Source organism: Janthinobacterium sp. LM6 (assembly GCF_002002885.1).
Lineage (GTDB): Bacteria > Pseudomonadota > Gammaproteobacteria > Burkholderiales > Burkholderiaceae_D > Janthinobacterium > Janthinobacterium kumbetense.
In genome coordinates this window covers 3,148,089-3,169,727 of the sequence record NZ_CP019510.1, presented here as the reverse complement: position 1 = coordinate 3,169,727, position 21,639 = coordinate 3,148,089, and the positions used below count along the sequence as shown (strand labels likewise).

Below are 21,639 nucleotides of genomic sequence, written 5' to 3'. Positions count from 1 at the left end.
CACTATCAGATGCATAGTTGTGCGCAAAAGTTGTTCTCCGTGCATATCGGGTATAGCATCGCCACATGACCTACCACACAGACGCGGCGGCAGTGCACAGACGATTGATCGAATGGCTGTTTTTGCTCCTCGGGCTGCTGATCGTTGCTGCCGCCCTCGCCTACGCGCACCTGGCCGAAGCGTCGCGGCACGATGCGGCCGAGCGCGAAAGGCTCAGCGTGCTGACGGCGCTGCTGGCAAAAAATATCGAGGTCGACCTGGCGTCGACCAACCTGGTGCTCGCCGGCGTGATCCGCGACTATCTTGCCGCCGGCACCGCGCCCGACGCCGGGCAAGCGCTGCCCCGGCGCCTGGCCGCGCTGGTCGACGCCATGCCGGGCGTGCGCACCATGCTGGTCATCGATGCCGGCGGCAAGCCGGTCGCCACCAACATCCCGGAACTGGCCGGCCAGGATTTTTCGCGCCGCGGCTACTTCCAGACGGCGCGCGACGCCCCCGATGCGCGCATGCTGTACATCTCGGCGCCTTTCCTGTCCTTCAAGCGTGACCTTGTCATCACGGCGGCGCGCATGGTGCAGGACCGGCAAGGCCGCTTTGCCGGCGTCGTCGTGGCCACCTTCGACCCCGACTATTTCACGGCCAAGTTCCGCACCGCCATGTATGCGGCCGACGTCTGGGCCGTGGTCGTGCATGGCGACGGCCGGCAATTCCTGAACTATCCGCCCAGGAGCGCCAATGGCGGCAATCTGGACGTGCCCGGCAGCTTCCTGCGGCGCTTTCGCGACAGCGGCTATCAGGCGGGTGTACTGAGCGGTGTCGAGATCGCCGGCGTCGGCGGGTCCGCCGCCCCCCGCGTCATGGCCATGGCGACCATCGCCCCCGCCGCGCTGCACATGGACCGCGCCCTGATCATTGGCCTGAGCCGCGAAGAAGCGGCCATCGCCGCCCCTCTGCGGCGCCAGGCGCTGGGCTACCTGCTGGGCTTTGCCATGCTGGCGCTGGCTGCGGCCAGCCTGCTGTTCTGGAGCCAGCGGCGGCGCCGGCAGCAGGCGGCCTGGCAAGTGGAACAGGAAAGGGAGCGCCAGGCCATGCAGGCCGTGTCCGACAGCGAAACGCGCTTTCGCACCCTGATCGAAGATGCGCCCGTGGCCATCGCCATCCTGCGCCATGGACGCTTCGTGTATTCCAATCCGCGCTACCGCCACCTGCATGGCTATGCGCCCGAGGATGACCTGAGCGGCCTGGCCTGGCGCACCATGCTCACGGCCGACTCGCAAGTGGCGCTGGCAAGCAACGAGGCGCTGATCGAGGCCGATTCGGCCAGCGAACAGGTGTTTGAAGCCGTCGGCCTGGACAAGCAGGGCCGGCCCGTGCCCATCCTCAAGACCAGCACGCGCGTGATGCTCAAGGATGGGCCGGCCACCTTGATCTTTGCCCAGGATATTTCCGCGCAAAAGCAGGCCGAGGCGGCCATGCAGCTGGCGCGCGACGGGGCCGAAGCGGCCAACCGCAGCAAGGCGGAATTCCTCGCCAACATGAGCCATGAAATCCGCTCGCCGCTGAACGCCATCCTCGGCATGGCCTGGCTGCTGGAAAGGGGCCGCCTGGATGAAGACGGACTGTTGATGACGCGCAAGATCCGTGCCGCCGGCCAGTCCCTGCTGGGCATCATCAACGACGTGCTGGACGTGTCGAAAATCGAGGCGGGCCACATGACCATCGAGCAGGCGCCGTTCCGCTTGGCCGAGGTGATCGAAAAGATTGCCGCCAGCATGGGCGTTGCCGCGCACGACAAGCCGATTGAGGTGCGGATAGGGCCGTTGCCCGACGATATCGACCACATGCTGGGCGACGCGCTGCGGCTGGAGCAAGTGCTGGTCAACCTGGGCAGCAATGCCATCAAGTTCACGCCGCAGGGCACGGTCGAGCTGCTGACCACGCTGGACAGCCGCGACGGCGACGCCGCGGTGCTGCGCTTTTGCGTGCGCGACACGGGCATCGGCATCGCCCCCGAGGTGCAGGAAGCGATTTTTTCCGCCTTCGCCCAGGCCGACAGCTCCACCACGCGCCGCTTCGGCGGCACGGGACTGGGTCTGACCATCTGCCGCCAGCTGGTCCGCCTGATGGGCGGCACCCTGCAGCTGAAAAGCGGCCTGGGCCAGGGCAGCGAATTCAGTTTCACGGTGCCGGTGCAACTGATGCCCGCCAAGGCTCCGCCCTCGCCCGACATGCAGGGCCTGCATGTCTTGCTGGCCGATAGCAACGCCGGCACGCGCGAGGCGGTGGGCGCCGTGGCGCGCGGCCTGGGCTGGAGCGTGCATGCCGTGTCCGGCGGCCAGGCGGCACTCGATTATGCGCTGGCCTGCGCCGAGGGCGAGCGGCCCGGCGTCGTGGTGCTGGCCGCGCACCTGCCGGACCTGGACGGCGAAGCCACGGCGCGCGCGCTGCGCGAATACTTGCCGCCGCAGGACTGCCCCGTCGTCATCCTGGCCGCCAGCGGCGTGCCGGCGACAGCGCCGGCACGGCGGCACACCGACCCGGCCAATGCCGCCGATGCCATCCTTAACGAACCGGTGACCGCCTCCAGCCTGTATAACGCGACGATGGATGCGCGCCAGCAGCGCGCCACGGCCGCCGGCCTGGACGTCAGTCTTGTTCCGCTGGAAGAGCGCCTGCTGGCCGGCGTGCGCGTGCTGGTGGTCGACGATAGCGAGATCAACCGCGACGTGGTCAGGCATATCCTATGCGACCAGGGCGCCGTGCCCTCGTTCGCCTGCGACGGCCAGCAGGCGCTGGACTGGCTGCTGGCCCACCCCGCCGACGTCGACATCGTGCTGATGGATGTGCAGATGCCCGTCATGGATGGCTTGCAGGCGACGCGCGCGCTGCGCCAGTTGCCGCAGTTCCAGGACTTGCCCGTGGTGGCGCTGACGGCCGGCGCCTTCCAGACGCAGCGCACGGCGGCACTGGAAGCGGGCGTGAACTATTTCATCAGCAAACCGTTCGACGTGCCGCAGACCATCGCCCTGGTCGCGCGCGCGCATCGGCGTCATGCGCAAGGGCTGCCCGCCCTGCCGCCGGTCATGGCCGAAATGGCGATGACCGTGCCGCCGGACGGCGCGGCGCCCGCGATCGACCTGGCGCAAGGGATGGCGCAGTGGCTCGATGAATCGCCCTACCGCCAGCACCTGTTGCGCTTTGGCAACACTTACAGCAACACGGTCGGCGCCATGCGGGCGCTGCTGGCGGCCAATGCGCGCGGCGATGCGGCCGCGCTGGCACACACGCTGGCCGGCGTGGCGGGCAGCCTGGCCCTGCCAGCCACCCTGCATGCGGCCCGGCATGCCGAACAGCTGCTGCACGCCGGCGACGATGCGGCCGCCGCGCTCGACACACTGGAGCTGGCGCTGGCGCACGCCATCGAGGCCGTCGCCGCCTTCACGGCACGGACGCCGCCGTCCGACCAGGCGGCCGTACCAGAAACGCAACATGGCCGGGCATGCCAATGATAAACTTGCCAATATGAAAATTTGGGAGACGCCATGATCTGGTGCAGGGATTTACTGCTGAGAGCCTTGATGCTGGGCCTGCTGCTATTCGTCGTGGGCGAATCGCTGTCCTACTGGACGCCGGAAATCAGGAAACTGCTGGCCTGGCGCCCTTCCTGACGGTTAGCCTTCGCGGCCATCCGCCCTGGCGCGCCACAGGTACGGCGCATACACGCACGCATACAGGCCAAAGGCCAGCGACCAGCAGGCGCCCGCTGCCAGCAGCAGCGGCATGGCCAGCGTGGCGGGACCGACGGCGGCCAGCAGGCGCGCCAGCGCGCCCAGCTGGATCAGCCAGTACATCGCCGCTTCCGCCCTGCCGCCTTTCAACGGCCGCCCCGTGTGGCCCAGGGTGGTGCGCGTCATCATGCCGATGATCAGGCCCGCCATCGAGCCCACCGTCAGCGCATGAAACGCGGCGCTGGCCGGCAGCAGGCCCAGGCTGGCGGCCGCCAGCAGCGCGAAGCCGATGCCTATCCACGCATACGACAGGTGCAGTATCCACAGCAGCGGCACGCGCAGGGTGCGCTGCGGCTGCCAGGCCAGCAGGTTGGCCAGCGAAACGCCGGCAGCGCAGAAAGCCAGCGGCGCCGTCAGCCAGGCTGGCGCGCCGGCCAGCCACGCGATGGCCGCCACCGCCATGCAGGCCACGGCGATCAAGGCCCGCTGCGGACTGGCCAACGGCGTGCTGCCAGGCGCGCCATTGCGGGTAAACATGGGGATCACGCGCGCGCCGATCACCGATTCAATCAGCACGATGATGAAGATGGCCGCCTGCACGGGCACGAACAGCGACAGCGGCAGAGCGCCCAGCACGGCCGCGTGGAACAGGCCATTGGCCAGCGCCAGCAAGGCCAGCAGACCGACGAGGAACAGGTTGCGCGTATTGCCAGAGCGGCGCAGCACCTGGTACAGGGGCCAGGCGGCCAGCGGCAGGAACAACCAGTCGACCAGGGCCGCCACGAGGCTGGGGCCGCACAGCATGGCCACGCGCCCCGCCAGCCACAGCGCCGCCAGCGCCATCAGCGGCGCGCCGTGCGGCGTGGGCAAGCCCGTCCAGTTGCGCCCCGCCGTGTACAGGAAGCCCACGACGACGGCAAGCGCGAAGCCGAACACCATTTCATGCATATGCCAGCCCAGCCCCACGCGCAAGCCGCCCGCAAACACGCCGAAGTAGCTGGCCAGCCACAGCGGAATGCTGATGGCCGCAAACACGGCCGCCAACAGGTAAAACGGGCGAAAACCCAGTTGCCAGACGGCGTGGCCGGCATGCCAGGGCGCCGCGCCGGGGGCGGCGGGAGAAGGAGATGGTTCGCTGATCGGGGTGATGGCCATGATGGGCTCGCATTTAAAGATATATTCAATATACTACTTTAAAAGCGCAGCTACCGCCATCGGCAAAAGGATTAGGCGGCTAGCCCGCAAGGACTAGCCGCCGGCGCAGGGCTACTTGCCCTGGCGGTGCTCGACCGCGTACACGGCCGCCTGCACGCGGCTGGTGAGGTTAAGTTTTTTCAGCACGTTCTGCACGTGGATCTTGACCGTGCTTTCGGCCAGGTCCAGCGTGCGGGCGATGCCCTTGTTGCTCTCGCCGCGCGACAGGCAGTCGATGATTTCCTTTTCGCGCGGCGTGAGCTTGTCGAGTTCCGACACGGGTTCCTCGCGCCGCGTGCCCGCCTGCAGCTGCGCCACCAGCTTGCCCGTCATGGCTTCGGCGATGACGACTTCGCCGGCGGCCGCGCGGCGAATGGCGCGCACCAGGTAATCGGCGTCGATATTCTTGATCAAATAGCCGCAGGCGCCCGCGCGCAGGGCCGTCGCCAGGTCCTCCGCATCTTCGGACACGGTCAGCATGACGATGGCCGTGTCGGGACAGTCGTGCTGCATCAGCTGCAGCGCTTCCACGCCGGACATGCCGGCCATGTTCAGGTCCAGCAGCACCACGTCGGGCTGCAGCTGGATGGCGCGCTTGATGCCTTCCACGCCATCGGCCGCCTCGCCCACGACGGAAAAGTCCGTATGCCGCTGCAGCAGCGAGCGTATGCCGCTGCGGAACAGCGCGTGGTCGTCCACCAGCATGACGGTGATCGGTTTATCGGGAGTCTCCATTTTTTTGTACTTTCAGGTGGTTACTTAGGCGGCGCGGCGCTGCTCGCGCGACAGATGCAGTTCGACCGTGGTGCCGCCGCCAAGGCAGGCGTGCACGTCGAACGTGGCCTCGATGCGCTGCGCGCGCTCGCGCATGATATGGATGCCGACATGGCTGTCGCCTTTTTCCAGCACGACGGCAGCGTCGAAGCCGACGCCGTTGTCGCTGATCGTCAAGGTAAAATCCTGGTGATCGGCGAGGCGCACTTCGACGTGGCTGGCCTGGGCGTGCTTGCGGATGTTCGACAGCGCTTCCTGCACGATGAATAATAACTGCAATTGCTGCTCGCGGGGGAATGGCGCGCCGTCGACGTCGGCCAGCAGATCGGCCTCGATGCCCGTCTGGCGGCGGAATTTATCCACCGCCGCGCGCAGGGAGCCGATCAAATCGTCTTCCATCAGGCGGCTGCGGAAATTGGCCAGCAGTTCGCGCACGTCTTCATAGCTTTCCTTCACGCCCGCATGCAGGGCCGGCACGATGCCCGCCACCTCGTCGAAACGCGCGTTGCGCACGGAGTCGTCGAGCATCTGCACTTGCAGGTTGAGGAAATTGAGACTTTGCGCGATGCTGTCGTGCAGGCCCTGCGCCACCAGGTTGCGCTCTTCGGAAATGGCCATTTCGCGTTCGCGCGCGGCCAGGCGCAGGTTTTCCAGCGCGATGCCCAGCAACTGGCCCAGGGTTTCCAGCAAGGCCAGCTCGCGCGCGGAAAACACGCGCGCATGGCGGAAATGCAGGTTGAAGAAGCCCAGGTGCTGTTCATGCGCGTGGATGTGGAAGACGGAAACGGTGGCAAAGCCCTCGCGGTGGCAGCGCAGCTCGTGCGCCTTGTCGATGCGGCGCATGTCGTGCACCTTCGCCACCTTCATCTCGACGGCCGTGCCGCACAGGCAGTCGCCCACCTTCAGGCAATGCTCGGACGCCACCAGTTCCTCGGACAGGCCCGTATGCACCACCATGTGCAGGTTGCCCCGCTCGGCGTCGAGCACGCGCACGGTGGAGCCGTCGGCTTCGAAATAGTCGACGATGCGCTGCATGAAGCCGCCGCAAATGTCTTCCAGGGGCTGCGGGCGCTGCAAAAAGGCGGCGCTTTCGTACAGCAGCGCCAGTTCGCGGTTGCGGTATTCGAGGGTGGCCGTCTTGCTGCGCACGCCCTCTTCCAGGTTGCCGTACAGCGCCTGCAGGCGGTCGGCCATCTGGTTGAAACCGCTGGCCAGCTGGCCGAATTCGTCATTACTTTCCACGGCCAGGCGCACGCTGAAATCGCGTTCCTTCATGCGCTGCATGCCCAGGCGCAGGCGCGTCACCGGTTCGATGATCAGCATGAACATCAGGTAAATCATGCTGACCGTGCCGATGACGGCCATGCCGACGAGGATCAGCTGCGAGGCGCGCAGCCAGAAGGTGCGCTGTTCGCTATCGTGCTCGATCAGGCGCACCAATTGATCGACCTGGCCGACGAAGGTGTCGGCATCATGCTCGAACTGGCGCGCGCGCGCGCTGGAATCGGCGGCCAGGGCGGCCGGGCGCAAGGCGCCGCGCCAGGCGGTGCCGATGCGTTCGAATTCGGATTTAATGGCGCTGCTGGGAGGCAGGAACAAGGGGCGCTGCGGGTCGCCGTGGCCAATCTTGGCCAGGGTCTCGTCGATCAGCAGCACTTGCTGGCGCGCCTGCTCGCCCGCGTCGCTGGCAAGCAAAAGGGTCAGGCGGTAAGTCTGCATGCGCAGACGGCCCGTTTCATTGATGGCGGCCGAGCTGCCTTCGAGCTGCCACGACAGGAACAGGGTGCAGCCGATAGCGCTCAGGGCCAGCACCAGCATGAGCAGCAGCGCGCCGACGATCTTGGTCGACAGCTTCTGCCACGAGGAAAACATCGCCTTGAATTTCATACCGCCCTTGAATGTAAATACAAAACTGCCTCAGCCGCCCGTCTGCGCCATGAAGCGCACTATCTTGTCCGGCTGCGTATTGAAATCATGCTGCTGCGGCTTGAGTTCGATGGCGGCGCGGATCGCCGCCTCGATCTGCGCATCCGTGGCCCCGCCGCGCAGCATGGGACCAAAGGCGAATTTCTCTTCCTGCCCCAGGCACAGGTACAGGGTACCATCGACGGACAGGCGCACGCGGTTGCAGGTGGCGCAAAAATGCTGCGACATGGGCGTAATGAAGCCGATGCTCGAGCGTCCATCTTGCGTCGCCAGATAGCGCGCCGGCCCGCCACCGAGCTCCATCGCCTGCGGCACCAGGCCAAAACGGCCCGCCAGGCGCTCGCGCACGGGGCCCAGCGGCATGTAACTGGCATTGCGGCCCGTGCTGCCCATCGGCATGGCTTCTATCAGCCGCAGGATGAACTGCTGCTCGATGCAGAAGGCCGCCATGGCCTCGATCTGGCCGTCGTTGATGCCGCGCATGGCCACCATATTGATCTTGATCGGGTCGAAACCGGCCGCCTTGCCCGCCATCAGGCCATCGAGAATCGGCTGCAGGCTGTCGCGTCCCGTGATCTGCTGCATGCAGGCGCGGTCGAGCGAATCGAGGCTGACGTTGATGCGGTCCACGCCCGCCGCGCGCAAGGCCACGGCGTGCTTGCCCAATTGGGTGGCGTTGGTCGACAGCGACAGGTCGTCCAGACCGGGCAACGCGGACAGCTTCTGCGCCAGCTCGGGCAGGTTGCGCCGCAACAGGGGCTCGCCGCCCGTCAGACGCACGCGGCGCGTGCCGAGGCGCACGAAAATACCCAGCAGGCGCTCGATCTCGTCGAACGTCAGCCAATCCTTCGGCTCTTCGAAACCGCGAAAGCCCTTGGGCATGCAATAACTGCAGCGCAAATCGCAGCGGTCGGTAACGGACAGCCGCACATAATCGATCGAACGGCCAAAACGGTCCTGCAACTTGACGCTACCCATGACGCTACTCCTGTTTCTTCCTTGATTGTAAAGGCTGGGGCACGATCTGGCTGTGCCCCAGAAGGCCTAGCGGCCTACGCCTTTTTAGCTACGCATTTCTACTTACTGAACCAGCGGACTGGCCGTGCCTTCGAGCTCGATGCCGGCGATGTCGGCGCGCCCCACCAGCAAATGCAAATACTGGTGCACGGCGCGCTGCCACGCGGCCCGCGACAGGCGGTCGGCGATCTGCGCCTGCACCGCCTCATAGGCGATGGCCTGGCCTTCGACCCGGCGCAGCACCTGCACGATGTGGTAGCCGAAGCGCGTTTCCAGCAAATGGCCGGCCAGCGTGCCCTCTTCCAGGCGGAACAGCAGCGCGTCGAACTCCGGCACGCTCTGGCCCGGCGACAGCTGGCCCAGGTTGCCGCCCAGGGCGCCCGAGGGGCAGTTCGAATACTGCGCAGCCAGTTCGGCGAAGCGTTCCGGCGCCAGTTTCAGGGCGTCGAGCACGGCTTGCGCCGTCGTGCGCAGCAGCTCCAGTGGCGCCTCGGGCGTCACCTGGAACAGGATGTGGCGCGCCTCGACCAGCGCCCCGCTGCAAAACAGCTGCGGGCGCTGCGCATAAAAGGTGCGGCAAGCCGCATCATCGGCGGGCGGCACGCGCACTTCCTGCGCGAACAGCGCTTCGATGCGGTCGTCATCGTTGCCGCCATGCACGCCGAGGCGCTTCGCTTCGTCCAGCAGCAGCCGGCGCAGCACCAGTTCATGCACGGCCTGTTTCAGCGGATTGCCGGCGCCGTCGTGATGCGGCAGCTCCTGCGCGATGTCGGCATCGTCGATATCGATGCCATTGACGGAGATTCCCATAATATTGCTCCTTTCTTAACGGCGGCGAACCAACTGGTAAGCGCGACCAAGATATGCGACGGCGCCAAAGCCGCTCCACACGTGCACCAGGCGGGTGAACGGGAAGATGACGAACAGCGACATGCCCATGAACAGGTGCAGCTTGAACACCAGCGGCGCGTCGACGATGAAGCTGGCCGCGTCGCCGCGGAAGGTCACGATGTGCTGCGCCCAGTTCATCAGCAAGACCATCATGTGGCCATCCATGTGCGACGCCGACACAAAAATCGACGACAGTCCCAGCAGCAAGGTCAGCAGGATCCACAGCATCACCAGCTTGTCGCCGGCCGTGGTGACGGCGCGCAACCGCTCATTGGAAAAGCGACGCACCAGCAGGATCAGGATGCCGGCCAGGCACAGGCCGCCCATCACACCGCCGGCCGCCATGGCCACGCCCTGCTTCAGGCTATGCGACACGCCCAGCGTATCCCATACCCAGACAGGGGTCAGCAAGCCGGCCGCATGGCCGAACAGCAGGCCGATGATGCCGATGTGGAACAGGATATTGCCCAGGCGCAGGCTGCCGCGGTGCAGCAGCTGGCTGGAATCGGACTTCCACGTGTATTGCTCGCGGTCGAAACGGATCAGGCTACCCAGGAAAAAGATGGCCAGCGCGATGTATGGATAAATGCCATACACAAATTGATGCAAGTAATTACTCATGATGTACTCTCCTCATGCGGGCGCAGTGGACCATTTAGGCTGCGCGCCGCGGCTGCGGGTGAAAATGCACGGGATGGACGCCGCCTGGGACTTGGCCCAGACCTTGGCCCGGGCCTTGGCGCAGCAAGGGCTCGACGCCGTCCGCACCGGGACCGAAGGTTTCCAGCGCTTCATCCATGTCGCGCACCGGCGGTTCGGCCAGCATTTCTGCCGCCACGGGGCTCAGGCGTTCGAGCAAGGTGAAAACGGGCGCGTACGGGCTGCCATTGGCCGTCAGCTTGCGGCCGATGTGCGCCAGCACGTGGACGGCGTCGCCCAGCAGCGGCGCCGAGACTGCCTCGTCGAGCTGCGCCAAAAACTCCAGGAACAAGGGCACGAAGTCGGGCAAGTCGTCGCCCACCATTTGCAGGCCGTGGCGCTTGTATTCCTCCATCAGGTCGACCATGGCCTGGCCCCGGTCGCGCGATTCGCCGTGGATATGCTCGAACAGGTGAAGCGAGTGCGACGGATTGCGGTCGAACGTGGCCACGTACTGCTGCTGCAGGTCGATCAGGCTGCTGCTTTCCAGGTGCGCCAGCAAGGGCTGCAGCAGCGCGTGCTGCTCCGGCACGGCCGCCAGCGCGGCCTCCAGTTGCGGCAGGTGGGCGATGAGCTCGGGTTCCGGGTACAGCAGCAGGCGCGAGAGGACTTGGTAGTGATGCATAGCGTGTTCCATATGAGCTCCTTAAGCGCCTGGCGCCGTTTTGCGCGACTTCGGCATCTGCATGAAGATGGCCGAACCGTGCTTTTTCTTGCCGAACAAGGTCGGCTCGCTGCTGCCGTCCGAGCAGCCGTTGCCGAAGCTGAAGCCGCACGAACCCTTCTCGTTGAAGCTGTCCTCGGCCATTTCCTTGTGGCTGCTGGGGATGACGAAACGGTCCTCGTAGTTGGCGATGGCCATGATGTGGTACATGTCCTCCACCTGCGCCTGGGTCAATCCCACCTGCTTCAGCACCGTGAGGTTTTCCACCTTCTCGACGGTCTTGCTGCGCATGTAGGCACGCATGGCCAGCATGCGGTCCAGCGCCGTGACGATGGGCGGCTGGTCGCCGGCCGTCAGCAGATTGGCCAGGTACTGCACGGGAATGCGCAGGCTTTGGGTGTCCGGCAGCATGCCGTTCACGCCCAGCTTGCCCGATTCGGCGGCCGCCTGGATCGGCGACAGGGGCGGCACGTACCACACCATCGGCAAGGTGCGGTATTCGGGATGCAGCGGGAACGCCACTTTCCACTCGACGGCCATCTTGTAGACGGGCGACTTGACGGCCGCTTCCAGCCAAAGGTCAGGGATGCCCTGGCGGCGCGCCTCGGCGATGATGGCCGGGTCGTGCGGATCGAGGAACAGGTCGAGCTGCGCTTGGTACAGGTCCTGCTCTTGCGGCACGGAGGCGGCAGCCTCGATCTTGTCGGCGTCGTACAGCAGCACGCCCAGGTAGCGGATGCGGCCCACGCACGTTTCCGAGCACACGGTAGGCTGGCCCGCTTCGATGCGGGGGAAGCAGAAGGTGCACTTCTCCGCCTTGCCGGAAGACCAATTGTAGTAAATCTTCTTGTACGGGCAACCGGAGATGCACATGCGCCAGCCGCGGCACTTGTCCTGGTCGATCAGCACGATGCCGTCGTCTTCGCGCTTGTACACGGAGCCGGACGGGCAAGACGCCACGCACGTCGGGTTCAGGCAATGCTCGCACAGGCGCGGCAAGTACATCATGAAGGTGTTTTCGAAGGTGCCGTACATTTCCTTCTGCATGTTGTCGAACAGTTTATCTTTGCTGCGCTGGGCAAACTCGCCGCCCAGGTCATCTTCCCAATTCGGACCCCACTCGATTTTTTCCATCTTTTTCCCCGTCAGCACGGAGATCGGACGGGCCGTCGGCGGCGTCTGCGACAGCGGCGCGCTTTGCAGGTGCTCGTAGTCGTAGGTGAACGGCTCGTAATACTCGTCGATGGCCGGCAGGTTCGGGTTGGCGAAGATATTCGCCAGGATTTTCAGACGGCTGCCCTGGCGCGGCTCGATCTTGCCAGAGTCCGTGCGGCGCCAGCCGCCATTCCACTTGTCCTGGTTTTCCCACTGCTTCGGATAGCCGATGCCGGGCTTGGTTTCCACGTTGTTGAACCATGCGTACTCGACGCCGTCGCGGCTGGTCCACACGTTCTTGCAGGTGACGGAACAGGTGTGGCAGCCGATGCACTTGTCCAGGTTCAGCACCATGCCGATTTGCGCTCTGATTTTCATACTATGCTCCTTCTTCCTGCAACGGGCCTTCGAGCCAGTCGACCTTGTTCATCTTGCGCACCAATACGAATTCATCGCGGTTGGAGCCCACCGTGCCGTAGTAATTGAAGCCGTACGCCAGCTGGGCGTAGCCGCCTATCATGTGCGTCGGCTTGGGCACGGCACGCGTCACCGAGTTATGGATGCCGCCCCGCTTGCCCGTCATCTCCGCGCCAGGCACGTTGATGATCTTTTCCTGGGCGTGGTACATCATCGTCATGCCGGCCGGGATGCGCTGGCTGACGATGGCGCGCGCCGTCAGGCTGCCATTCACGTTGAAGACTTCGATCCAGTCGTTGTCGACGATACCGGCAGCTTGCGCGTCGGTTTCCGACAGCCACACGTGGGGTCCACCGCGCGACAGGGTCAGCATGCGCAGATTGTCCGAATACGTGGAGTGGATGCCCCACTTCTGGTGCGGCGTCAAAAAGTTCAGCGCCAGTTCCTTGTTGCCGTTCGGCTTGGTGCCCAGCAGCGCTTCCGTCGTCTTCGTGTTGATGGCCGGCTTGTACACGCACAGCCCCTCGCCGAAGTCGCGCATCCACAGGTGATCCTGGTAGAACTGCTGGCGGCCCGTCAGGGTGCGCCATGGGATCAGTTCATGCACGTTGGTATAGCCGGCCGTGTAGCTGACTTCCTCGCTTTCCAGGCCCGACCAGGTGGGCGAGGAAATGATCTTGCGCGGCTGCGCCTGCACATCGCGGAAGCGGATGCTGTCATGCTCGCGCGGCAGCGCCAGGTGGGTATGCTCGCGTCCCGTGATGGCGGACAGCGCGGCCCAGGCTTTCACGGCCACGTGGCCATTCGTTTCCGGCGCCAGCGACAGGATCATCTCGGCCGCATCGATGGCCGTATCGAGGCGCGGCTGGCCCTTCGACACGCCCTCGTCGAGCACCGTGCGGTTGATGCCGCGCAGCACGTCCACTTCATGGCCCGTTTTCCAGGAAATGCCCTTGCCGCCGTTGCCGATGGTTTCCAGCAGCGGGCCGATCGAGGTGAATTTCTTGTAGACGTCGCGGTAATTGCGCTCGACCACCGTCATGTTCGGCATGGTCTTGCCCGGGATGGCGTCGCATTCGCCGGCGCGCCAGTCCTTGGGATCGAAAGGCTGACCCAGTTCGCCGGGAGTATCGTGCATCAGCGGGGTGAGGATGATGTCTTGCTGGGTGCCCAGCAGTTCGCCGCCGATTTCCGAGAATTTCTCGGCCAGCCCCTTGTAGATTTCCCAGTCCGACTTCGATTGCCACAGCGGCTGTACGGCTTCGGACAGCGGATGGATGAACGGATGCATGTCCGACGTATTCAGATCATCCTTTTCGTACCAGGTGGCCGTCGGCAGCACCACGTCGCCATACAGGCAGGTGGTCGACATGCGGAAGTCCAGCACCACCAGCAGATCGAGCTTGCCTTCGGCGGCAGGACGCACTTTCACCTGCTTCGGCGTGATGCAGTCGTCTTCGTCGCTGAGCAAGCCGTTCTGCGTGCCGAGCAGGTATTTCAGGAAGTACTCGTGGCCCTTGCCGGAGCTGCCCAGGATGTTCGAACGCCAGACGAACATATTGCGCGGGAAGTTGGCCGGGTTGTCCGGGTCGTCGCACGAGAACTGCAGCTGGCCCGCCTTGATCTGGTCGAGCGCATATGCGGCCGGCGCCTGCCCTGCCGCCTTGGCGGCCTTGGCTACTTCCAGCGGATTGGTCTGCAACTGCGGAGCCGATGGCAGCCAGCCCATGCGCTCGGCCTTGGCGTTGTAGTCGAGCAGGGTCAGGTCGCCCGTGCCGCCGGCCGCCGATGGCGAGGCGATGTCGCCCGTTTCCAGCTTTTCATGGCGCCACTGGCTCGTGTGGGCATAGAAGAACGAGGTGCCGTTCATCTGGCGCATCGGACGCACCCAGTCCTGGGCAAAGGCCAACGGCGTCCAGCCCGTTTGCGGACGCAGTTTTTCCTGGCCCACGTAATGGGCCCAGCCGCCGCCCGACTGGCCGATACAGCCGCACATCATCAGCATGTTGATGATGCCGCGGTACGTCATGTCCATGTGGTACCAGTGATTCAGGCCGGCGCCCACGATGACCATGCTCTTGCCGCGCGTCTGGTCCGCGTTTTCCGCGAACTGGCGCGCCACGGTGATGACGTCGGCGCGTTTCACGCCCGTGTGCTTCTCCTGCCATGCGGGGGTGTACGGCACGTCGTCGTCATAGCTTTCCGCCACGTTTTCGCCGCCGAGGCCACGGTCGATGCCGTAGTTGGCCAGGGTCAGGTCGAACACGGTGGTGACCAGGCCCGTCGTGCCGTCGGCCAGGCGGATGGTTTTCACCGGCACCTTGCGCAGCAGCATGTCGGACGCATCCTTGCCGCCGAAGTAGGCAAAGCCCACTTCCGTGACGGCATCGCTGTCGTTGATCATGGAGAGCATCGGCACGATAGGTTCGCCGCTGCCGCCCGCTTTTTGCTCCAGGTTCCACTTGCCCGATTCGCCCCAGCGGAAGCCGATGGAGCCTGCCGGCGCCGTGATGGCGCCCGTGGTTTCATCGATGACGAGGGTTTTCCATTCCGGATTGTTGGTTTCGTCGAGGTTGTTGTCCAGGTGCGAAGCGCGCAGGAAGTAGTCGGGCACCAGCGTGCCGTTATGCTCCTTGAGCAGCACCAGCATGGGGAAGTCCGTGTACTGGCGCGCATAGTCGCGGAAGTAGGCGCTCTGCCCTTCCGAGTGGAATTCCTTGAGGATGACGTGGCCCATGGCCAGCGCCAGCGCGGCGTCCGTGCCCTGTTTCGGTGCCAGCCAGATGTCGCCGAACTTCACCATTTCGCCGTAATCGGGCGAGATGGCCACGGTTTTCGTGCCCTTGTAGCGCACTTCCGTGTAGAAGTGCGCATCCGGCGTGCGCGTCATCGGCACGTTCGAGCCCCACACCATCAGGTAGGTCGAGTTGTACCAGTCGGCCGATTCCGGCACGTCCGTCTGCTCGCCCCACACTTGCGGGCTGGCCGGCGGCAAGTCGCAGTACCAGTCATAGAAACTCAGGGCCACGCCGCCGATCAGCGACAGGTAGCGCGTGCCGGAGGCATAGCTGACCATGGACATGGCGGGAATCGGCGAAAAGCCGACAACGCGGTCCGGGCCGTATTTCTTGATCGTCAACGCGTTCGCGGCGGCGATGATTTCATTCGATTCGTCCCACGTGGCGCGCACGAAGCCGCCCAGGCCGCGGATGGATTTGTACTGCTGCGAGCGCACAGGATCCTGGCTAATCCAGTCCCAGGCCGTGACGGGGTCCATGGTCTTGCGCGCTTCGCGCCACATTTCCATCAGGCGGCCGCGCACCATCGGGTATTTCACGCGCTGGGCCGAATACACGTACCAGGAATAGCTGGCGCCGCGCGGGCAGCCGCGCGGTTCGTGGTTCGGCAGGTCGGGCCGCGTGCGCGGGTAATCGGTTTGCTGGGTTTCCCAGGTGATCAGGCCATTCTTGACATACACCTTCCAGCTGCACGAGCCGGTACAGTTCACGCCATGCGTGGAGCGCACGATCTTGTCGTGCTGCCAGCGCTGGCGGTAGGCGTTTTCCCAGGTACGGTCTTCATCGACCACGGTGCCATGGCCGTTTGAAAACGGCTCGGCGGGCTTGCTAAAAAATTTCAGGCGGTCCAGAAAGTGACTCATGCTACCTCCACATTGCGCCGCAGGCAGCGGCGCCAGGTCTTAAAAAACGCTGCAAGCAGGATGGCTCAAGCGTCGATACAAACAGTCTATCGATGCGCCGTGCCCGGCGGTATTGGCAAGAAGTCGGTTTCCGGCACCAGGAATGCATAGGCGCGTAGTCACCCGGATAGTCACTATTGCCTATGGGCGCCGCGACCGTGCTGCGGTATACCTGTCGTCATCGTTCAACACAGAGAAAGAGCATCATGCCAATTACCGATTACGCCAGCCTGCTGCGCAGCGCCCGCAACCAGGAGCAGCCGCAACGTCTGCTGTTCACCTTTACCCAGGCGCAGGCCCAGCCTGGCGGCCAGGGCAAGTCCCTCACGCCCGTGATGTGCGCCGACAAGCTGCCCGAGGAACTGGACAGCTTCGAAACATTGAAGGAGGAGTCGAAACAGATGCAGACGCACTGGGACGTGGTCTTCGTGGCGGGACTGGCGGGCCAGGACGGCCAGCCGCCGGCAGCGCAGGAATGCGAGGCGCCCCTGCGCGCCATGGTGACGGCCATCGAGCAAGGCCGCATCGACAGCCTGCTGGCGTTTGACCGCAGCGGGGATTTGCTACGTTTTAGCTGAATCCGGCCAAGGGCGCTCGTGCAGATGCCGCGCGCGCTCTATCGGACACACGAGGGGCAAAAACTGCTGCTGGCGCGCCGAATACGCCATCAGCGCGCCGCTGTCGATATCGAAATACCATCCATGCAATTTCAATAACCCCTGCTCCACCCGCCGTTTCAGCCATGGGTAGGTGAGCAGGTTGTCCAGCGACTGCAGGATGCTGGCCAGTTCGCACGCGTGATGCTGTTCTGCCGACGAACGGTGCGCCAGCTCGCGCCGCACGCGTTGCGCCACCGGTTCGGCAATGCGCATCCACTGTCCCACGAAGTCCGTTTCCTGGCCTTCCGCACGCGGCTGCGGTTCCAGCAGCGCGCGGATGCCGCCGCAGCGCGCGTGGCCCAGCACGATGACCCTGGCCACTTCGAGCTTGCAGACGGCGAACTCGATGGCCGAGCTGACGCCCGGCGGCGCGTCGGGCGTGCACGGCGGCACCAGGTTGGCGATATTGCGCACGACGAACATGTCGCCCGGATCGCTGCCCGTCAGCAGCATGGGATCGACGCGCGAATCGCAGCAGCCGATCAACAGGGTCGAGGGCCGCTGCCCGTCGCGCAGGCTGTCGTACAAGGTTTGCGGCTCGCTGAAATACTGCTGCTGAAACAGGCTGAAGCCGTTGACGAATTTTTCCAGTTCTTCCATGACTACCTCTTACTGAATACAACGCCCGGCAAACAGGACTTGCCGGGCGTTCTGACGCTAACTAGCAAGGCATCGGTGCGTTTTTACGGGCGTAGCACCACCAGGTGATGGCGATGCAGCTGACATAAAAGCCGATGAAGCACCACAGGGCCGCGTCGGGGCTGCCCGTCAGCGCAATCGAGGTGCCATAGCTTTTCGGGATGAAGAAGGCGCCATACGCGGCCACGGCCGACGTGAAGCCCAGGACGGCGGCGCCTTCCTTGTTGGCGTCGACGATGGCTTGCTCCTGCTCCGCCTTGCCCTTGCCGGCGGCCGCGCGCTGGTGTTCCGTCAAAAAGATCACGGGGATCATGCGGAAGGTCGACGCATTGCCGATACCGGTGCCGGCGAACAGCAGCATGAACATCCAGAAGAAGCCACTAAAACTACCACCCACGCCGGCTTGCGGCATGAAGTACAGCACGCCCAGCACGGCGCCTATCATCAGCAGGAACGACCACAGGGTGACGCGTGCGCCGCCCAGTTTATCGGAAATCACGCCGCCGGCGACACGTGCCAGGGCACCGACGAGGGGACCGAGGAAGGCGTAATCGAGCGGATTAACGTCGGGGAACTGGATCTTGATCAGCAGCGGGAACGCGGCCGAATAGCCGATGAAGGAGCCGAAGGTGCCCGTGTACAGCCAGCACATGAGCCAGTTGTGCTTGCGCTTGAAGATCACGGCCTGCTCGGAAAACGAGGCCTTGGCCGAGGCCAGGTCATTCATGCCGAACCAGGCCAGTAAAGTCGACAGCGCGATGAACGGCACCCAGATGAAGCCCGCGTTTTGCAGCCACATGTCCTTGCTCACGCCATTCTTGACCCAGGTGAGCGAATCGCCGCCCCAGGCGCCGAAGACGGCGAAGGTGATCACCAGCGGCACGACGAACTGCACCACCGACACGCCCAGGTTGCCCAGGCCCGCATTCATTCCCAGCGCGAAGCCCTTGCTCGCCTTCGGGTAGAAAAAGCTGATGTTGGCCATCGACGAGGCGAAATTGCCGCCGCCGAAGCCGCACAGCAGCGCCAGGATCAGCATGGTCGGATAGCCCGTGTTCACGTCCTGCACGGCCAGGCCGATGCCGATGGCGGGAATCAGGAGCGAGCCGGTGGAAATGGCCGTCCAGCGGCGACCGCCGAAGATCGGCACCATGAACGAATAAAAAATGCGCAAGGTGGCGCCGGACAGGCCCGGCAAAGCCGTCAGCCAGAACAGCTGGTTGTTACTGTAGGTAAAACCGATGTTGGGCAGGTTGACCACCACCACGCTCCACACCATCCATACGGCGAACGCCAGCAGCAGCGCGGGAATCGAGATCCACAGATTGCGCGCGGCCGTGGCCTTGCCCGTGTTTTGCCAGAAGCTCGGGGTTTCCGGCTCCCAGGTATTGATCATATAGCGGCTCATGCTTTCGCTCCTGCAGGTTGATTGATGGGTGCCGCGCGCAGCGGCTTGAACGAGAAATACATCCAGACGAGGGAAACGCAGACGGTGCCGTACAAGAGCATGAAGGAGCTCGAACGCACGCCCGTGAAGTCCACCAGGGCGCCGAACATCACGGGCAGGATGAAGCCGCCCAAGCCGCCGGCCAGGCCTACCACGCCCGAGACGGCGCCGATGTTGTCGGAAAAATCATCGCCGATGAACTTGAAGACGGATGCCTTGCCGACAGCCATAGCGATGCCGACGATGAACAGCAGCACGGTGAACCACAGCGGCGACAGGCCGATATGGAAGGCCAGCGGACCCGTGACGGTTTCCACCACCATCTGGGTTTGCGGATACGACAGCAGGAAGAAGCACACCCAGCACACCCACATCACGGCCCAGGTAACTTTCGCCGCACCGTATTTGTCGGATATCCATCCGCCCACGGCGCGCAGCACGCCGCCCGGCAGCGAGAAGCAGGCGGCCAGCAGCGCAGCGTGCTTCAAATCAAAACCGTATTCGGCCACGTAGTACTTTGTCATCCACAGCGCCAGCGCCACGTAGCCGCCGAACACCACCGAGTAATACTGGCAGTAGCGCCACACGCGCGGGTCCTTCAGCACCTTCATCTGCGCCGAAAAACTTTCGCCCGACGGCGCCAGATGCGATTTGTCCGTGTACGAAAACAGCCAGAAGATGATGGCAGTGGCCAGCATGGCTACCGCATACACCTTGGGCAGCATCTGCCAGCCGAAGGCGGCGACGATGCCGGGCGCGACGAACTTGGTCAGCGCGGAACCGGAGTTGCCGGCGCCGAAGATGCCCATCGCCAGGCCGCGGCGCTCCTTTTCATACCAGCGCGCCACGTAGGGCGTGCCGACGGAAAACGAACCGCCCGCCAGGCCCACGAACATGCCCAGCACGAGGAAGTGCCAATAGGCGGTGGCGTAAGAGATCAGGTAGATCGGCACCACGCTGGCCAGCATCAGCCAGAAGAAGACGCGGCGTCCGCCGTATTTGTCCGTCCAGATGCCCAGGGGCACGCGCACGAGGGAACCCGTCAGCACGGGCATGGCGGCCAGCAGGCCGAATTGTGTTTCAGTCAAGCCCAGGCTGGTCTTGATGGGGATGCCCAATACGGCAAACATCATCCAGACTGCAAAGCAGATGGTAAATGCGAAGGTGCTGCTGACCAACACGGAAAACTGCTTGCGCCGCATGCCGGGTTCGACTGCCTTGTTACTACTGTTGTTCTTAGTGCCATCTAGGGTAGCCACGATGTTTCTCCATGAATGCACTGGCCGTCTGGCCAGCCGTCCCGACCAGCTTACGTGGCAGAGCGGAAAGGCACTATCGGTCACAGGGTGATTCTGGAAAGGCAATCTGGATAGCCGTATCGGCAAAAGTGACTAGACAGGGGGGCGCCGCACTAGGCTGAATGGAAGGCCGGGCTGGCCGGCACGATGCGGCCAGGCTCGTGCGGACCGCCGCCCTGCCCAGCCTGAAAAGCAGGCCCGCGGGCAGTCCAATTCCCGCCATGCCTTGATCTGCATCAAGAACATGAAATTGCCTGGCGAAACCGCCTTGCCGCATCACCGCTCTATCCTATTCGCCTCCCGCCGCCTGCATTCCCCAGTAGCGGCAAGAGCTTCACCAAGAGGAGTTACCATGAAGATATTCTTTTTCACTATCCTGTTGCTACTTTTACAGGCACTCCCGGCATCGCCACGTGCCAGCGGAAGGCTGCCCGCGCTGGCCGCCAGCCAGTCGCAAACTTCCGTTTCCGGCCTTTCCGCAGGCGCATTCATGGCTGTGCAATACCAGGTCGCCTATTCGGGATCGGTGATCGGCGCGGGCATCGTCGCCGGGGGGCCGTATTACTGTGCCACCGGCATGGCCACACGTACGGCGCTGTGCATGGGCTGGATGAGTCCTCTTGAACCGAGGCCGCAGCGAATGCTCCTCGCGGCCGAATATTTCGCCACCATGGGCCTGATCGACCCGCTCGACAACTTGAGGCACGAGCGGATCTACATATTCAGCGGCCTGAATGACAAAATCGTGGTACCGCCCCTGGTCGACGCTACGGCCGTTTTTTTCAGGGATGCCGGCGTTCCCGCCGAAAATATGCTGTACATCAAGAATGTTCCTGCTGGACATGCGATGATATCGCCATCGTACGGCGGCGACTGCGCCACGAATGGGGACCAGTACATCAACCACTGCGAGGTCGACGGCGCGGCATATGACCAGCCTGGCGCGATACTCAAGCACATCTATGGCGACTTGAATCCGCCGGTGCGCAAGCGCACGGACAAGGCGAAAAGCTTCAATCAGCGCGAATTTTCCGTGGGCTGGACCAGCCTGGATGCCGATGCCCATGTGTATATCCCCGCCATCTGCCTGCGCGAGCCCGGCTGCCGTATCCATGTGGCATTTCATGGTTGCGAGCAGACCCAGGCGGATGTCGCCGATGCCTTTTATGAGAAAACCGGCTATAACGATTGGGCCGACAGTAATAAAATCATCATCCTGTATCCGCAGCTGCGGCGTGTCGGCATCCTCAATCCCCTCGGATGCTGGGACTGGATCGGCTATACGGGGCAGAACTACGCGTTGCGCTCAGGGGCGCAGATGTCCGCCGTGCATGCGATGCTGACGCGGCTGATGTCCGCCCCGGACTGACCGCGGATGATTGCCGCCCGCTTCTTCGTCCGGGCAGCAAGGCGCAAACCCGCTGGCGCCTC

Annotated in this window: 15 protein-coding genes; 3 read left to right on the top strand and 12 right to left on the bottom strand. The window is 64.1% G+C overall.

Annotated features, from left to right (window positions below; genetic code table 11):
* Window positions 1–65: 65 nt before the first annotated feature.
* Complete coding sequence (locus tag BZG29_RS13985; protein WP_077403751.1) at window positions 66–3,509, top strand: response regulator; 3,444 nt, start codon at window positions 66–68, stop codon at window positions 3,507–3,509.
* A 162-nt stretch (window positions 3,510–3,671) separates the two neighbouring features.
* Here BZG29_RS13985 and BZG29_RS13980 read toward each other — a convergent pair whose 3' ends face one another.
* The 9 genes from BZG29_RS13980 to BZG29_RS13940 form a co-directional block, all read right to left on the bottom strand.
* Window positions 3,672–4,883 (bottom strand): NnrS family protein, encoded by a 1,212-nt coding sequence (locus BZG29_RS13980; RefSeq protein ID WP_077403748.1) that lies wholly within the window; start codon window positions 4,881–4,883, stop codon window positions 3,672–3,674.
* A gap of 111 nt (window positions 4,884–4,994) precedes the next feature.
* The gene (locus tag BZG29_RS13975) at window positions 4,995–5,657 is read right to left on the bottom strand and encodes a response regulator (RefSeq protein ID WP_034781594.1); all 663 of its coding nucleotides are present in this window, start codon (window positions 5,655–5,657) and stop codon (window positions 4,995–4,997) included.
* A 24-nt stretch (window positions 5,658–5,681) separates the two neighbouring features.
* On the bottom strand, window positions 5,682–7,583 hold the full coding sequence (locus BZG29_RS13970; RefSeq protein WP_077403745.1) for a type IV pili methyl-accepting chemotaxis transducer N-terminal domain-containing protein: 1,902 nt from the start codon (window positions 7,581–7,583) through the stop codon (window positions 5,682–5,684).
* Window positions 7,584–7,613: 30 nt separating this feature from the next.
* On the bottom strand, window positions 7,614–8,600 hold the full coding sequence (gene moaA, locus BZG29_RS13965) for a GTP 3',8-cyclase MoaA (RefSeq protein WP_077403742.1): 987 nt from the start codon (window positions 8,598–8,600) through the stop codon (window positions 7,614–7,616).
* A gap of 102 nt (window positions 8,601–8,702) precedes the next feature.
* A complete protein-coding gene (locus tag BZG29_RS13960; protein WP_077403739.1) occupies window positions 8,703–9,449 on the bottom strand; it encodes a peptidylprolyl isomerase in 747 nt (248 codons plus the stop codon).
* A 15-nt stretch (window positions 9,450–9,464) separates the two neighbouring features.
* Window positions 9,465–10,151, bottom strand: a complete 687-nt coding sequence (gene narI, locus BZG29_RS13955) for a respiratory nitrate reductase subunit gamma (protein ID WP_077403736.1) — start codon at window positions 10,149–10,151, stop codon at window positions 9,465–9,467.
* A gap of 34 nt (window positions 10,152–10,185) precedes the next feature.
* Entirely contained in the window at window positions 10,186–10,854 is a 669-nt protein-coding gene (narJ, locus tag BZG29_RS13950; protein ID WP_077403734.1) for a nitrate reductase molybdenum cofactor assembly chaperone, read from the bottom strand.
* A gap of 21 nt (window positions 10,855–10,875) precedes the next feature.
* Window positions 10,876–12,426, bottom strand: coding sequence for a nitrate reductase subunit beta (gene narH, locus BZG29_RS13945; protein ID WP_077403731.1), 1,551 nt, complete (start codon window positions 12,424–12,426; stop codon window positions 10,876–10,878).
* A 1-nt stretch (window position 12,427) separates the two neighbouring features.
* Entirely contained in the window at window positions 12,428–16,126 is a 3,699-nt protein-coding gene (locus BZG29_RS13940; RefSeq protein ID WP_077403728.1) for a nitrate reductase subunit alpha, read from the bottom strand.
* Between the two features lie 245 nt (window positions 16,127–16,371).
* Here BZG29_RS13940 and BZG29_RS13935 point away from each other — a divergent pair, with 245 nt between their 5' ends.
* Window positions 16,372–16,743: a hypothetical protein gene (locus tag BZG29_RS13935; protein WP_034781616.1), complete on the top strand. Its 372-nt coding sequence runs from the start codon at window positions 16,372–16,374 to the stop codon at window positions 16,741–16,743.
* Here the strand turns inward: BZG29_RS13935 and BZG29_RS13930 are convergent.
* The 3 genes from BZG29_RS13930 to BZG29_RS13920 all read right to left on the bottom strand — a co-directional run bounded on the left by BZG29_RS13930 (window position 16,729) and on the right by BZG29_RS13920 (window position 20,112).
* Entirely contained in the window at window positions 16,729–17,424 is a 696-nt protein-coding gene (locus BZG29_RS13930; protein ID WP_077403725.1) for a carbonic anhydrase, read from the bottom strand. The genes BZG29_RS13935 and BZG29_RS13930 overlap by 15 nt on opposite strands.
* Window positions 17,425–17,485: 61 nt before the next feature.
* Window positions 17,486–18,871: a NarK family nitrate/nitrite MFS transporter gene (locus BZG29_RS13925; protein WP_077403722.1), complete on the bottom strand. Its 1,386-nt coding sequence runs from the start codon at window positions 18,869–18,871 to the stop codon at window positions 17,486–17,488.
* Window positions 18,868–20,112: a nitrate/nitrite transporter gene (locus tag BZG29_RS13920; RefSeq protein ID WP_077403719.1), complete on the bottom strand. Its 1,245-nt coding sequence runs from the start codon at window positions 20,110–20,112 to the stop codon at window positions 18,868–18,870. The genes BZG29_RS13925 and BZG29_RS13920 overlap by 4 nt, the downstream gene beginning before the upstream one ends.
* A gap of 448 nt (window positions 20,113–20,560) precedes the next feature.
* Between BZG29_RS13920 and BZG29_RS13915 the strand changes: the two genes are divergently transcribed.
* Window positions 20,561–21,577, top strand: a complete 1,017-nt coding sequence (locus BZG29_RS13915) for a depolymerase (protein WP_077403715.1) — start codon at window positions 20,561–20,563, stop codon at window positions 21,575–21,577.
* Window positions 21,578–21,639 lie beyond the last annotated feature (62 nt).